The following is a 13,933-nucleotide window of genomic DNA, read 5'->3' on the forward strand; positions in this document are numbered from 1 at the left end:
GTGTGAGGGTCAATCGGTCAGGTAGGCAAACGTGCCGCAGCGCGGCGAGGATCAGTCAGGCGCGCCAACGCCAGCGGGCCAGGGACTTGATGACTTTCATCCAGAGTTTGCGAGTGACCACCACGATGGCATTTCCAGTAGGGGACGGGTCGATGTCGGGCAACGTTATCTCAGCGCCCGCGCCCAAGCAACCGGGGATTAACAGGCGCAGGTCATCGATGACCAGCGCTGGCGATTCTTCTGCAATCGGCCGGCCGTGGTTGTAGCCGTAGCTCAAGGCCACGCACTGCACCCCCGCGGCTTTTGCCGCCAGCACATCGCTGCGCGAATCGCCGACGAACAGCGATTGGGACGCCGGAATATTCGCCATTTTCATCACGAAGAACAGTGCCGCCGGGTCGGGCTTCTTCTGCGGCAGGGTGTCGCCGCCGATGATCCAGCGAAAATACCGGCCGATCTTCATCTGGTCCAACAGCGGCGCGACGAAGCGCTCCGGCTTGTTGGTGATCAAGGCCATTTCCACGCCCTGCTTGCTCAACCACTTAAGGGTGTCACGCACGCCGGGATACACCACCGTCAGTTCGTGGCTGCTTTCATAGGCGGCGTTGAACAACTCCAGGGCGTGCTCGGCTTCCACTTCATCCACGCCGGTGGCGTCGATGTTGCCTGCCAACGCCCGCCGCACCAACATCGGTGCGCCGTTGCCGACCCATTCACGCACCGCCTCGATCCCCGCAGGCTTGCGCCCCAGTTTGAGCAGCATCTGGTCCACCGCCGCCGCCAGGTCGGGCACCGAGTCGATCAAGGTACCGTCCAGATCGAACATCACCAGCCGTGGCAATTTGCCGGGGAACAACTGCTCAAAGCCGCTCATGGACGCGCCAGCGCCAGTTCGGCATGCATCTTGGCGATCACTTCCTGGTAGTCAGGGGCGTTGAAGATCGCCGAGCCGGCCACAAAAGTATCGGCGCCCGCCGCTGCGATTTCACGGATATTGTTCACATTGACCCCGCCGTCGATCTCCAGGCGGATGTCCCGGCCCGACGCATCGATCAGCGCCCGCGCTTCGCGCAGCTTGTTCAGGGTGCCGGGGATGAACTTCTGCCCGCCAAAGCCTGGGTTGACGCTCATCAGCAAGACCATGTCGACCTTGTCCATCACGTACTCCAGCACGCTCAAGGGCGTGGCCGGGTTGAACACCAGGCCCGCCTTGCAGCCGCCCTCGCGGATCAACTGCAGGGTACGGTCGACGTGCAACGTGGCTTCCGGGTGAAAGGTGATGTATGTCGCGCCGGCGTCAATGAAGTCGCCGACGATGCGGTCCACCGGGCTGACCATCAGGTGTGCGTCGATGGGCGCGGTAATTCCGTACTTGCGCAGCGCCGCACACACCATCGGGCCGATGGTCAGGTTGGGCACGTAGTGGTTGTCCATGACGTCGAAGTGCACGAAGTCGGCACCGGCGGCCAGTACCTTGTCCACTTCTTCGCCCAGGCGGGCGAAGTCGGCGGAGAGAATCGATGGAGCAATGACGAAGGGCTGCATGACGCACCTTTTTGAGCTAAATCACGATGGCGCGCATTGTATACCTCATGCTTTGCCCTGCGCACCGTGACCTAACTCAACGGCTAGTACGCAGCGCGGTAGATTTTCTCGATATCAGCCGCGCTGAGCTGGCGCGGGTTGTTGCGCATCAGGCGCTCGATACCCGCGGCCTCGGCGGCCATCGCCGGGATAGCCGCCTCAGGCACGCCGAAACTGCGCAGGCCCGAAGGGATCTCCACCGCGGCGCACAGGCGCGTCATCGCCTCAACGGCCTGGTCGGCGGCATCGTTGACGCTCAGCGCGCTGACATTCACACCCATGGCCTGGGCAATGTCGCGCATACGCTCGACACAGGCCAGCTTGTTCCAGTGCATCACATAGGGCAGCAACAGTGCGTTGCTCACGCCGTGGGCGATGTTGAAACGGCCGCCCAATGGGTAGGCCAGCGCATGCACCGCGCCGACGCCGGCGTTCCCGAAGGCCATGCCGGCCATCAGGCTGGCGGTGGCCATATCGTCACGGGCCTGCAGGTTGGCCGGGTTGGCGTAAGCCTTGGGCAATGCCCCGGCAATCAGCTTGATCGCGCCAATCGCCAAGGCATCGGTGATCGGCGAGGCGTTCAGCGACAGGTAGGACTCAATGGCATGCACCAGCGCGTCGACGCCACTGGCGGCGGTGACGCTGCGTGGGCAGGTCAGGGTCATTTGCGGGCTGATCAGCGCGACATCCGGCAGCAGGTAGTCACTGACAATGCCTTTTTTCAGCTGGGCGACCTTGTCCGAAAGAATCGCCACATTGGTCACCTCCGAGCCGGTGCCGGCGGTGGTGGGGATTGCAATCAGCGGCGGGCCCTTGCGCGGTACCTGGTCGACGCCGAACAAATCCGCCAGTTCGCCGTGGTAACCAGCGTAAGCGGCCACGCTCTTGGCGATGTCGATGGCACTGCCGCCGCCCAAGCCAATCAGGCCGTCATGCCCGCCCTCGCGGTAGGCTTGCATGCAATCTTCGACAATGGCGATTTCCGGGTCGGGCAGCACGCGGTCGAAGATTTCGTACGCGCGCCCGCCCAGATGCTCAAGCGCCAGTGCGACCGTGCCGGACTTGACCAGCACGGCATCGGTGACGATCAGCGGGTTGTCCACATCCAGGCGCGTCAACTCGGCGCCGAGTTGCTCAATGGCGCCAGCGCCGGTCAGCAGTTTGTGGGCGATCTTGAATGAGGAAGTACTCATGTGCGCGGCCTCTTATTGAGAAATGGGCTGGCACAAGAGTAGCTCGGGATTTTGGGTTGCCTAGCATTCAGGATCCGAATAGTGATTTGCGCACCAATACAAATCCAATGTGGGAGGGGGCTTGCTCCCGATAGCGGTGAGTCAGTTGATGAATAAATCGACTGACAGACTGCTATCGGGAGCAAGCCCCCTCCCACATTTTGATCTTCAACAGGCTTTAGATTTAGATTTGGGCAGTGCGCAGCTTTTCGCTGCGGCCGCGCAGCCATTCCAGGGTCAGTAACAGCACCACCGAAAACCCGATCAGCAAGGTCGCCGCCGCCGCAATCGTCGGGCTGAGGTTTTCACGGATGCCGCTGAACATCTGCCTGGGCAACGTGGCTTGCTCTGGCCCGGCCAGGAACAGCGTCACCACGACTTCATCGAACGAAGTGGCGAAGGCAAACAGCGCGCCGGAAATCACCCCCGGCGCGATCAGCGGCAAGGTCACCCGACGAAACGCAGTCAACGGCGATGCGCCCAAGCTGGCCGCCGCCCGCACCAAGTTGTGATTGAAACCCTGCAAGGTCGCCGACACCGTGATGATCACAAACGGCACGCCCAGCACCGCATGCACCACGATCAGCGAGAAAAAGCTGTTGCCCAGGCCCAGCGGGGCAAAGAACAGGTAGCTGGCCACGCCGATGATCACCACCGGCACCACCATCGGCGAAATCACCAGAGCCATTACCAAGGCCTTGCCGGGGAAGTTGCCACGGGTCAGGCCAATCGCCGCCAGCGTTCCGAACACCATGGCCAGCAGCGTGGCCGCCGGGGCGACGATAATGCTGTTCTTCAGGGCGCGCATCCATTCGGCGGACGCGAAGAAGTCCTGATACCACTGCAGCGAAAAGCCCTGCAACGGGTACACCAGAAAACTGCCGCTGTTGAACGACAGCGGGATGATCACCAGCACGGGCAGGATCAGGAACAGCAGGATCAGGCCACACAGAATCCGCAGGCTGTAGAACCACAGCCGCTCCACCGGGGACATATAAGGGCTCAGCATCGCAAGGTCTCCTCAGCTCAGGCGCAGGCGGCTGGCGCCCACCAGCCGGTTGTAGATCAGGTACAGCAGCACCGTCGCCAGCAGCAGCAAGCCGCCCAACGCCGTGGCCATGCCCCAGTTGATGCTGGTGTTGGTGTAGAAGGCCACGAAGTAGCTGACCATCTGGTCGTTCGGGCTGCCCAGCAAGGCCGGGGTGATGTAGTAACCAATCGCCAAGATGAACACCAACAGGCAACCGGCGCCGACGCCGGCGTAGGTTTGCGGGAAATACACGCGCCAGAAGCTGGCGAACGGATGGCAGCCCAGGGAAATCGCTGCACGCATGTACGTCGGCGAGATGCCTTTCATCACGCTGTAGATCGGCAGAATCATGAACGGCAGCAGGATATGCACCATCGAGATATACACGCCGGTACGGTTGAACACCAACTCCAGCGGCGCATCGATCAGGCCCATGCCCATCAGCGCACTGTTGATCAAGCCACCGGATTGCAGCAATACGATCCACGCCGCCACCCGTACCAGAATCGACGTCCAGAATGGCAGCAGTACCAGGATCATCAGCAGGTTGCTTTGGCGCGCCGGCAGGTTGGCCAGCAGGTAAGCCAGGGGATAGGCCAGCAGCAGGCAGATGACCGTAATGACCAGGCCCATCCAGAAGGTGCGGGCGAAGATATCCAGATAGATCGCCTGGTCGGGCGTGGCCGGCGCGATTTCGCCGAGGTCGTCGATACGGTGATCGACGGCCGCCAGCAGGTAGTAAGGCGTCAGGTTGCTGGTATTGCGCCGGATCGCCTGCCAGTACGCCGGGTCGCCCCAACGCTCGTCGAGGCTTTCCAACGCAGCTTTATAAGAGGCCGGCGCTTCGGTAAACGGCAGCGCCCGCGCGGTTTTGGTCAGCAGGCTGCGATAACCGGCCAGTTCCATGTTCAAGCGTTTGGACAGATCGCCCAACGTCTGGTTTTTGCGCGCTTCGCCCAAGTCTTCAGTAAGCGCCTGGTACACCGACTCGCCGGGCAGGCCACGGCCATCCCAGGCGGTCACCGCCACCACCGTACGCGGCAAGCCGCCCACCACCTCCGGGTTGCCGACGCTTTTGTAGAGCAGCGCGATAATTGGCACCAGGAACACCAGCAGCAAAAACAGCACCAATGGCGCAATCAAGGCCTGGGCCTTCCAGCGGTTGAGCCGCTCGGCACGGGCCAGGCGCTGCTTGAGGGTGGGAATGGCGAGGGCCATGGCTGAACTCCGAATCTTGGAAATAAATGCAGATCCCTTGTGGGAGGGGGCTTGCTCCCGATGGCGGTGGTTCAGCCAGTACATGTGTCAGCTGACAGACCGCCATCGGGGGCAAGCCCCCTCCCACATGGGTTATTTAGCCGCCCATGAATTGAAGCGCTGCTCAAGTTGCTCGCCGTTATCGGCCCAGAAGCTCACATCGATCTGCACCTGGTTGGCGATGTTTTCCGGGGTGGTCGGCATGTCCTTGAGCACGTCTTTGGCCAGCAACGGGACGGCCTGGGTGTTGGCCGGGCCGTAGGCGATGTTTTCGGAGTAGGTCTTCTGCTGCTGCGGCTGCACCGAGAAGGCGATGAATTTCTTCGCCGCTTCGGCGCGATCCTTAGCCAGGCCCTTTGGAATGGCCCAGGCGTCGAAGTCGTAGATGCCGCCGTTCCACACCACTTTGAGGTTGCTTTCTTTCTGCACGGCGGCAATGCGGCCGTTATAGGCCGAACTCATCACCACGTCGCCCGAAGCGAGGTACTGCGGTGGTTGTGCGCCGGCCTCCCACCATTGGATCGAGGCTTTGAGTTCATCAAGCTTCTTGAACGCGCGGTCCTGGCCATCTTTGCCGGCCAGCACTGTGTAAACGTCCTTGGGCGCTACGCCGTCGGCCATCAAGGCGAACTCCAAGGTGTACTTGGCGCCTTTGCGCAGGCCACGCTTGCCCGGGAATTTCTTGGTGTCCCAGAAATCCGCCCAACTGGTGGGTGCGGAGGCCAGCTTGTCGGCGTTATAGGCCAATACCGTCGACCATACGAAGAAGCCTACGCCGCACGGCTGGATCGCACCTTTGACGTAGTCTGCGGTGTTGCCGAACAGTTTCGGGTCCAGAGGCTCGAACATGTCCTCGTCGCAGCCACGGGAGAGCTCAGGCGACTCCACTTCCACCAGGTCCCAGGACACGCTCTTGGTGTCGACCATGGCTTTGACCTTGGCCATCTCACCGTTGTATTCGCCAGCGATGATCTTGCCGTTGCCCGCGCTTTCCCACGGTGCATAGAAGGCCTTGACCTGCGCCGCCTTGTTCGCGCCGCCAAAGGAGACGACGGTCAGGTCCGGGCCTGCCATGGCCTGTGTCGCGCCGATCAAGCCGATAGCCAGGGCCGAAAACTTAAGGGATCTCAACATTGTTGTGCTCTCCACGTGCAGGGTTGGTGAAGCCAGGGGGCGATCAATTCGCCTCTAGAAGTGGGTCGAGTGCGCGAACGTGCTCGACTTGCCAGCCAATCGGTACTACGTCGCCGACCGCCAGGGCCGGGTCCAGCTCGGCAATCGGTTGTTTCACGAAAAAATCGCTCTTGCCGCAGACTTCCAGGCGCACGCGCACGTGGTCGCCCAGGTAGATGAACTCCGCCACCCGCCCGGAAAAGCGGTTGATGCAGCGGTCACTCGCGCCGTTGAGGCTGACGCGTTCCGGACGAACCGACAGGGTGACCGGGCCGCCGACCTGGCCGACGTTCACCGCCAGCGCCTCGACCTTCTCGCCCCGCGCCAGCTCCACCACACAGCGCTCGCCGGTGTGGCTGTGCAGGCGGCCGTTGAGGCGGTTGTTTTCGCCGATGAAGTTGGCCACGAAGGTGTTTTTCGGTTCTTCATAGAGGGTACGCGGCGCAGCGATCTGCTGGATTTCGCCCTGATGGAACACCGCCACGCGGTCGGACATGGTCAAGGCTTCGCCCTGATCGTGGGTTACGTACACCACGGTGACGCCGAGGCGCTGGTGCAGGTGCTTGATTTCCATCTGCATGTGTTCGCGCAGTTGCTTATCGAGTGCGCCGAGGGGTTCGTCCATCAGCACCAGTTGCGGCTCGAACACCAGCGCCCGGGCCAATGCCACCCGCTGTTGCTGGCCGCCGGACAGTTGCGCCGGGTAGCGCTGGGCGAAGGCGTCGAGCTGGACCATGCTCAGCACGCGCTTGACCCGCTCGCTGATATCGGTCTTGCTCAAGCCCCGTACAGACAAGGGAAATGCGAGGTTCTCGGCCACGGTCATGTGCGGGAACAGTGCATAGTTCTGGAACACCATGCCGATATCACGCTTGTGCGGCGGCACATTGTTGATCGAGCGCCCGGCCAGCTGGATTTCACCGGCGGTGGGCGTTTCAAAGCCGGCCAGCATCATCAGGCTGGTGGTCTTGCCCGAACCGGACGGCCCGAGCAGGGTGAGGAACTCGCCCTTGCGAATCTCCAGGTTGAGGTCTTTGACGATCAGGTTCTCGCCATCGTAGCTTTTCTGCACGCCACGAAAGCTGACCAGCACATCATTTGAATCCACCTCGCTCATACCCGCACCTTTGTGTTTTTGGACTGCTGTGTCACAAGCGTAGTCCAGCCGCGAGGCCCCGGAAATCGGGGGCCAGGAGAGAATCGCATCAGCCGGATGGAAGGTTCGGGGTAGGGATCGCCCTACACGGATGGCGGGCATTGGACTGTGCAGCGGCAAAGGGCGAGCTGCAGGCGCCAAGCCTGGGTTTGACGGCCCTTATGAAGTGTCGCTAATGGATATGCCGCTACAGCAGCTTGTGTTCCATGGCGTACTTCACCAGCTCGGCCAGGGAGGTGATATTGAGCTTTTGCATCAGCCGCGCCTTGTGGGTGCTGATGGTTTTGCTGCTCAGCGCCAGTTGCAGAGCGATGTCGTTGACGTTGGCACCTTGCGCCAGACGCTCGAATACCGAGAATTCGCGTTCCGACAGCAGTGAATGCAGCGGTCGCGAGTCCGTCAGGCCGACTTCGAAGACCATGCGGTCTGCCAGGTCCGGGTCGATATAGCGCCCACCCGCTGCCACCTTGCGAATCGCCATCAACAGCAATGCCGGGTCGCTGTCCTTGGTGGCATATCCGGCGGCGCCAACCTTCAGGGCACGGGCGGCCATTTGCGCTTCATCGTGCATGGACAGCACCAGGATGGCTGGCGGATGACTCAGCGCACGAATGCGTGCAATGGCCTCCAGGCCATTCACGCCCGGCATTGAGATATCCAGCAACACCACCTCGCAGGGCACATGACGCAACGTCTCCAGCAACTGCTCGCCATTGCTCGCCTCACCCACCACCAGCAGGTCTTTGGCCAGGCCGATCAATTGCTTGATGCCTTCTCGGACAATGGTGTGGTCTTCGGCTACCAGTACGCGGATCACGGGGATTTCCTTTTATTGTTATGCATTCAACGGCACCGAAACGCTCAGGGTGGTGCCCTCCCCCAACTCGCTGACCAGGGATAACTGCCCGCCCATGATCAACACCCGCTCGCGCATGCCGACCAGGCCAAAGGATACCGGTCGCCCTTGCGCCTGCACGAAACCGATGCCGTCATCGCTGATGGTCAGCCGCAGGTCCGGGCCGTCCACCTCCAGCGTCAGCTCAACAGTATGCGCCTGGGCATGGCGCATCACATTGGTCAGTGCCTCCTGCAGAATGCGGAACAGGCCGATGGCCTTGGCATCGCTGAGCACCGGCGAATTTTCCGGGACTTTGACCAGGCAAGGAATCTGCGTGCGCGCTTCGAAGCGCCGCGCCTGCCATTCGATAGCCGAGGCAATGCCGGCGTCGAGAATCGGCGGGCGCAGCGCGGTGGCGACATCCCGCACCAGTTGAAAGAGCTGGGCGATCAGGCGCTTCATGCTGTTCAAGCGTTCGTTCAGGCCTGGGTCGAGTTGCGCATAGGCCAGTTCGCACATGGACGTTTCCAGTTTGAGCACGGTGAGCATCTGGCCGAGTTCGTCGTGCACTTCGCGAGCGATACGCGCCTTTTCTTCTTCGCGCACCGTTTCCAGGTGGGCCGACAACTCGCGCAACTGGGTCTCGCTTTGCAGCAAGGCGGCCACGTAGCGACGACGCTCGGTGACGTCAGTCAGGTAGACCACCAGGTACTCGGCCTCGGCAAAGCGCAGAAAGCTCAAGGACACGTCGGCGGGCAGGATGCTGCCGTCGGCGCGCAGGCAATCGGTGGCGAAAGTCTGCGCGCCCTCTTCACTGGCACGGGCGCGTTTCCACAGGTTGAGCCAGCGGTCCATGCTCAGGGCCGGGTCGAAGTCGATCAGCGGTCGCTCGATCAACGCGCCAGGACCATAGCCGAGCATGCTTTCGGCAGCGCGGTTGGCATAACGCACGTGACTGTCCCAGTTCACCCACAAGATGCCGACCGTACTTTGATCGATGGAAAACTGCGTCAACCGCAGGGCTTCGGCGCCGGCGGCGCGCGCGGCGCTCTCTTCCCGCGCCGCCAGCAGATCGTGTTCCAGGCTGCGCTGCTGGCGACGCTGCCAGAACAACCCCGCCAGGCTGGCACACAGCATCAGCCCCAGCAGCAGGCTGAGGTTTTTCCACACGCTCATTGATTCCGACAAGCGCGGGTATTTAGGTTGCAGCCAGCGGCTGTGCAACTGGTCGAGGTCACGCGCGGGTATCGCCCGCAGGGCACTTTGCAGGATGCTCGCCAGTTCCGGCCATTCGCGCCGCGTGGCCACCCGCAACAGCTGCGGCAGGCCGATATCGCCGACCACCGCCAGCCCGGCGAACTCCGCCTCGCCAGACAACCGGCTCAATTGAGCCTCATCCACCACCGCATAGCGTGCCTGCTGGCTCACCAGTAACTGCAGGGCCTGGCGCTCCATGGGCACGCCTTGCAGGTTGAGTTTGGGATACGTACTGCGCAGGTAGTCGGCCACCGCGCTGGGCATGCGCACTGCGATGCGCGACTGTGCGTCGAGTTTTTCCAGCTCCACGGCGCCGCCGCCTTCGCGAACGCCGACGATACGCTGAGGCACACGCATATACGGGTCGCTGAACAACCACAGGCGCAAGCCAGCCGGGGTTTGCTGCAGCCCGGGAGCCATATCTACCTCGCCGTCACGCACGGCGGCCTCAAGCTGCTCCTGATCGGGAAAGTTACGCCAGGTCAGTTCGATGCCCAGCGCCTTGGCCAGCCACTGCATCAACTCGACATTGGCCCCGGACAATCGCTGTAGCCGTCGGTCGTATTGAGCGTAGGGTGCCTGCAGTACCACGCCCACGCGCAACTCCGGGTGCAGCGCCAGCCACTCGCGCTGCTGCGCATTCAGTTGTGCCTGGGGAGTGGCGGGCGCAGGCGCGGCGTTCGCCATCAAGGCCACGCACAGGCAGCCGATAACCAGCAGGAAGCGAAAAGCCATGATCCACGTCTCACATCACTGACAAATACTGATCAACCCATTAGGCTGCTGGAATCACTTCTGGCCGGGATTTAACGATGCCACCTCGAAACCGTTCGGCACTGCCAGCATTGTGCCTGTCGCTGCTATTTACCAGCGCCTTTTCTGTTCAAGCCGATGACGCGCCTGCGCCAGCGGCCGAAAAACCCGCCGAGCGCCAGCCATTGCTCGAGCGCAGCCAGGCCGAAGCCAGCGCGCTCGAACGCCAGGTGGCGCAGCAGGAGCAACAACAACTACAGGCCGGCAGCGATTCGTTTCTGGCCCTGTGGAAGCCCGCCAACAGCGCCGAACCCCAGGGCGTGGTGATTATCGTGCCAGGTGCTGGCGAAAATGCTGACTGGCCGCAAGCCATCGGCCCGTTGCGCCGTAAATTGCCGGATGCGGCCTGGGGCACCCTCAGCCTGTCATTGCCGGACGTCAATGTGGACACTTTGCCGCCACGCGTGATCGAACCGCCCAAGGCGGCGGTCGATACCAGCAGCAAAGACGGCAGCACGGTGGCCAAACCCGTCGAACAGGCCGCCAGCGCGGAAGCCGAAGGCACTGACCCGGCGGTGGTACCGGGCGCGGATGAACAGGACAAGACCGACGCCAAGCGCATCTTCGATCGGATCGACGCGGCCGTCGCCTTCGCCCAGACCCAAGGCGCGCGCAGCGTAGCGCTGCTCGGGCATGGCACCGGCGCATGGTGGGCGGCGCGTTATCTGAGCGAGAAACAACCTGCCCAGGTGCAAAAGCTGGTGATGGTGGCCGGCAAGACACCCGCCGCTCGCCAACCGGACCTGCAGCAATTGGCACCGGCGTTGAAAGTCCCTACGGCAGATGTGTTCTATCAAGACGACGCCCAGGACGGCAAAAACGCATTGGCGCGTAGCCAGGCGGCCAAACGCGGCAAGAATGACGGCTACAAGCAGGTGCAACTCAAGGCGTTGCCCGGCAACGACGCCGCCGAGCAGGAGCAGCTATACCGGCGAGTTCGCGGGTGGTTGAGCCCGCAGGCCGAAAAAGGCTGAACACAGTGTCCGCCAATGCCACAAAACCACTGTGGGAGGGGGCTTGCTCCCGATGGCGGTGTGCCAGTCGGTACATTTTAAACTGACAGACCGCTATCGGGGGGCAAGCCCCCTCCCACATCGGATCGGTCCCAGGGCAGTCCCCTCAGCGAAAATCCCGTCGCTCGCGAATCAACGCATAGGCGTTGTGCAATTCACGGGTTCGTTCGGTGGCCTCGCGCACCTGAGCCGGGCTGGCGCCACTGCCAGCGATCTTGTCCGGGTGGTGGCGGCTGAGCAGGCGGCGATAGGCACGTTTGATCACCGAGGGCTCAGCGGTCGCCGTCACCCCCAGAAGCCGCAACGCTTCCTGATAACCACCACTTCGATTGACCAATGGCTTGCGCGCCGGCGTGTAATCGGCGGCCAGGGCGCGGATTTGTTGCGGCGTCCAGCCCAGCCATTTGCCCCACAACTCGATCAGGTCACGCTCGGCATCATCCGCCCGACCGTCCGCCCAGGCCATGCGCCAGCAGGCACGTAAAACACCCTCGGCGGCATGGGGCTGCGCCTTGAGCGCGCGCAAATAAGTGCGTACCCGGTCGGTACCGGACTTGCCTCGATTAAACGCCAGGATGGCCCGGCGCTGGGCCGGTTCGGTCATCTCCAGCGCGCGCATTTCCTGGCGCGCCTGCTGGATATGCCCATCCACAATCCGGCCATTGCTTTTGGCCAGGCGCCCCAGCAGCACGAACAACAATTCATCGTTGCGCAACGCCGGGCGCCCGCCGAGGCGTTCACGCAACTGTGCCCAACTGTGCAATTGCAGGCGCCGGTCCAGCGCCTGCCCCAGCAATGCACCCAACAAAGCCCCCGGAATACTGGCAATCGCAAAGCCAGCTCCGGCGCCAATCAGCGTCCCTGGCCACAACATCCTACGGCCTCGCTGTCAGCAAGGTTTCGACCTGCGCCAGACGCTCAAGCGTTCCGACATCAACCCAGCGTCCTTTCATGTGCTCACCCGTTACCAGACCTTTGGCCATCGCCGCCCGCAACAGCGGCGCCAGCTTGAAGGCACCCGCACTGCAACCCGCAAACAACTGGGGGTCGAGCACGGAAATGCCACTGAAGGTCAGGTTATCGGCACCGGGCGCCGCATCATGAAGCAACCCGTCGCTCAGATAGAAGTCGCCACCGCAGGGGTGATGCGCCGGGTTGTCGACCATCACCAGATGGGCCAGGCCCTGGAGCGGCCGCTTCAATTGGCTGAAGTCGTAGTCGGTCCAGATATCCCCGTTGACCACCAGAAACGGCTCGTCACCCAGCAACGGCAACGCCTGGAAAATCCCGCCGCCGGTTTCCAACGGCTCGCCTTCGGCTGAATAGCGGATGCGCAAGCCGAACTGGGCACCGTCGCCCAAGTAGCTTTCGATCTGTTCGCCGAGCCAGGCATGGTTGATCACAATCTCGCTGAAGCCGGCCTTGGCCAGCGCTTCCAGGTGATATTCGATCAGCCGTTTGCCGCCGGCCTGCACCAGCGGCTTGGGCGTGTGCAGCGTCAGCGGGCGCATGCGCTCGCCCTTGCCCGCTGCCAGGATCATCGCCTTCATACGCAGGCCTCGGGCCGGTTGGCGCAGGCTGGCAAGCAGTTCGCCCAGGTCGCTCAACTCAGGACGGTCGGCGAGCACCGCTTCTATATAGGCAAAGAAGCGCGGCACATCGGCCAGGTAGCGAGGCTTGCCATCGCGGTGGCAAATTCGCGCGAAGATACCGATGACCTTGAGGTGGCGCTGCACGCCCATCAGGTCGCTGGCGCGCAGGAAGTCTTCAAAATCGTCCTGCACGGGGATCCCCAACCCCCCGGCGCGCTCCCAGTAGCCGCGCTGCCACTGGCGCACGCGAGCCTGGGGCCAACTGAGGAAGGCGTCCTTGAACAGGCAGGTGATGTCGTAGGTCACCGGGCCGTAGACCGCATCCTGAAAATCCAGCACGCCGGGGTTGGGCTCGCTGATCATCAAGTTGCGCGGCATATAGTCACGGTGCACCAGCACTTTCGGTTGGGCGAGGGCGCTGTCGATCAACAATTCGCTCGCGCGTTGCCAGAGGGCCTGCTGCTGAGTATCCAACTCGATACCCAAATGACGGCGCACGTACCATTCCGGGAACAATTCGAGTTCGCGGCGCAATAACGCGGTGTCATAACTGGGCAGCGGCGCATCCATCGGCAACTGCTGAAAGGCCAGCAACGCGTCGATGGCATCGGCAAACAACTGGTCGGCGTTTTGCTCGTCAATCACGTCCAGGTAGGTTTTTCGACCCAGGTCATTGAGCAAAAGAAAGCCACGCGGCAAATCTTCTGCATAAATTTTCGGCACATTGATTCCTGATTTCGCGAGCAAATGCGCGATATCGACGAAAGGTTTGCAGTTTTCCTGGGGGGGTGGCGCGTCCATCACCACGAATGTATGCGCCCCGCCCTCCCATCGGAAGTAACGCCTGAAACTCGCGTCGCTGCTGGCCGCGGTCAATGTGGCCGGGGGTACAGCGCCCCAGTCCTGAGCGTTGAAGAGGATCGGCAACTGCTCATCCAGCCAGACTTCCAGCTGTTGTAAACGTAGATCGTGCTCGGGCATTACAAGG

Annotated in this window: 12 protein-coding genes and 1 pseudogene; 1 reads left to right on the forward strand and 12 read right to left on the reverse strand. The window is 62.3% G+C overall.

Annotated features, from left to right (window positions below; genetic code table 11):
- Window positions 1-55: 55 nt before the first annotated feature.
- The 9 genes from QF045_RS00130 to QF045_RS00170 form a co-directional block, all read right to left on the reverse strand.
- Window positions 56-874, reverse strand: coding sequence for a phosphoglycolate phosphatase (locus QF045_RS00130; protein ID WP_306490572.1), 819 nt, complete (start codon window positions 872-874; stop codon window positions 56-58).
- Window positions 871-1,545 (reverse strand): ribulose-phosphate 3-epimerase, encoded by a 675-nt coding sequence (gene rpe / locus QF045_RS00135; RefSeq protein WP_065937054.1) that lies wholly within the window; start codon window positions 1,543-1,545, stop codon window positions 871-873. Before rpe ends, QF045_RS00130 begins: the two co-directional genes overlap by 4 nt.
- Window positions 1,546-1,628: 83 nt before the next feature.
- Window positions 1,629-2,777: an iron-containing alcohol dehydrogenase gene (locus QF045_RS00140; protein ID WP_306490573.1), complete on the reverse strand. Its 1,149-nt coding sequence runs from the start codon at window positions 2,775-2,777 to the stop codon at window positions 1,629-1,631.
- Between the two features lie 223 nt (window positions 2,778-3,000).
- The gene (locus QF045_RS00145; protein ID WP_306490574.1) at window positions 3,001-3,825 is read right to left on the reverse strand and encodes an ABC transporter permease; all 825 of its coding nucleotides are present in this window, start codon (window positions 3,823-3,825) and stop codon (window positions 3,001-3,003) included.
- Between the two features lie 12 nt (window positions 3,826-3,837).
- On the reverse strand, window positions 3,838-5,064 hold the full coding sequence (locus tag QF045_RS00150; RefSeq protein WP_124388431.1) for an ABC transporter permease: 1,227 nt from the start codon (window positions 5,062-5,064) through the stop codon (window positions 3,838-3,840).
- Between the two features lie 132 nt (window positions 5,065-5,196).
- Window positions 5,197-6,237: an ABC transporter substrate-binding protein gene (locus QF045_RS00155; RefSeq protein ID WP_306490575.1), complete on the reverse strand. Its 1,041-nt coding sequence runs from the start codon at window positions 6,235-6,237 to the stop codon at window positions 5,197-5,199.
- 43 nt (window positions 6,238-6,280) lie between these two features.
- A complete protein-coding gene (locus QF045_RS00160; protein WP_306490576.1) occupies window positions 6,281-7,393 on the reverse strand; it encodes an ABC transporter ATP-binding protein in 1,113 nt (370 codons plus the stop codon).
- Window positions 7,394-7,619: 226 nt separating this feature from the next.
- Complete coding sequence (locus QF045_RS00165) at window positions 7,620-8,249, reverse strand: response regulator transcription factor (RefSeq protein WP_306490577.1); 630 nt, start codon at window positions 8,247-8,249, stop codon at window positions 7,620-7,622.
- Window positions 8,250-8,267: 18 nt separating this feature from the next.
- Window positions 8,268-10,262 carry a transporter substrate-binding domain-containing protein gene (locus QF045_RS00170; protein WP_306490578.1) on the reverse strand — a complete coding sequence of 665 codons (1,995 nt, stop codon included), beginning with the start codon at window positions 10,260-10,262 and terminating at the stop codon, window positions 8,268-8,270.
- 77 nt (window positions 10,263-10,339) lie between these two features.
- Between QF045_RS00170 and QF045_RS00175 the strand changes: the two genes are divergently transcribed.
- Window positions 10,340-11,314, forward strand: a complete 975-nt coding sequence (locus QF045_RS00175) for an alpha/beta hydrolase family protein (protein WP_306490579.1) — start codon at window positions 10,340-10,342, stop codon at window positions 11,312-11,314.
- A gap of 145 nt (window positions 11,315-11,459) precedes the next feature.
- Here the strand turns inward: QF045_RS00175 and QF045_RS00180 are convergent, their stop codons facing one another.
- The 3 genes and pseudogenes from QF045_RS00180 to QF045_RS00190 form a co-directional block, all read right to left on the reverse strand.
- Entirely contained in the window at window positions 11,460-12,227 is a 768-nt protein-coding gene (locus tag QF045_RS00180; RefSeq protein WP_306490580.1) for a TerB family tellurite resistance protein, read from the reverse strand.
- Window position 12,228: 1 nt separating this feature from the next.
- Window positions 12,229-12,903, reverse strand: coding sequence for an N-acetylmuramate alpha-1-phosphate uridylyltransferase MurU (gene murU, locus QF045_RS00185; protein ID WP_306494829.1), 675 nt, complete (start codon window positions 12,901-12,903; stop codon window positions 12,229-12,231).
- Between the two features lie 12 nt (window positions 12,904-12,915).
- Window positions 12,916-13,926, reverse strand: a pseudogene (locus QF045_RS00190) (aminoglycoside phosphotransferase family protein); the annotation flags it as partial.
- Window positions 13,927-13,933: the final 7 nt, after the last annotated feature.

Source organism: Pseudomonas sp. W4I3 (assembly GCF_030816195.1).
In the GTDB taxonomy this organism is placed as follows: Bacteria; Pseudomonadota; Gammaproteobacteria; order Pseudomonadales; family Pseudomonadaceae; genus Aquipseudomonas.

Bases quoted from the DNA above. Each gene is read 5' to 3' on its own strand.
- murU (WP_306494829.1), bottom strand. From the start codon at position 12,903: ATGAAGGCGATGATCCTGGCAGCGGGCAAGGGCGAGCGCATGCGCCCG.
- QF045_RS00160 (WP_306490576.1), bottom strand. From the start codon at position 7,393: ATGAGCGAGGTGGATTCAAATGATGTGCTGGTCAGCTTTCGTGGCGTG.
- QF045_RS00150 (WP_124388431.1), bottom strand. From the start codon at position 5,064: ATGGCCCTCGCCATTCCCACCCTCAAGCAGCGCCTGGCCCGTGCCGAG.
- QF045_RS00155 (WP_306490575.1), bottom strand. From the start codon at position 6,237: ATGTTGAGATCCCTTAAGTTTTCGGCCCTGGCTATCGGCTTGATCGGC.
- QF045_RS00170 (WP_306490578.1), bottom strand. From the start codon at position 10,262: ATGGCTTTTCGCTTCCTGCTGGTTATCGGCTGCCTGTGCGTGGCCTTG.
- QF045_RS00130 (WP_306490572.1), bottom strand. From the start codon at position 874: ATGAGCGGCTTTGAGCAGTTGTTCCCCGGCAAATTGCCACGGCTGGTG.
- QF045_RS00140 (WP_306490573.1), bottom strand. From the start codon at position 2,777: ATGAGTACTTCCTCATTCAAGATCGCCCACAAACTGCTGACCGGCGCT.
- rpe (WP_065937054.1), bottom strand. From the start codon at position 1,545: ATGCAGCCCTTCGTCATTGCTCCATCGATTCTCTCCGCCGACTTCGCC.
- QF045_RS00175 (WP_306490579.1), top strand. From the start codon at position 10,340: ATGCCACCTCGAAACCGTTCGGCACTGCCAGCATTGTGCCTGTCGCTG.
- QF045_RS00145 (WP_306490574.1), bottom strand. From the start codon at position 3,825: ATGCTGAGCCCTTATATGTCCCCGGTGGAGCGGCTGTGGTTCTACAGC.
- QF045_RS00180 (WP_306490580.1), bottom strand. From the start codon at position 12,227: ATGTTGTGGCCAGGGACGCTGATTGGCGCCGGAGCTGGCTTTGCGATT.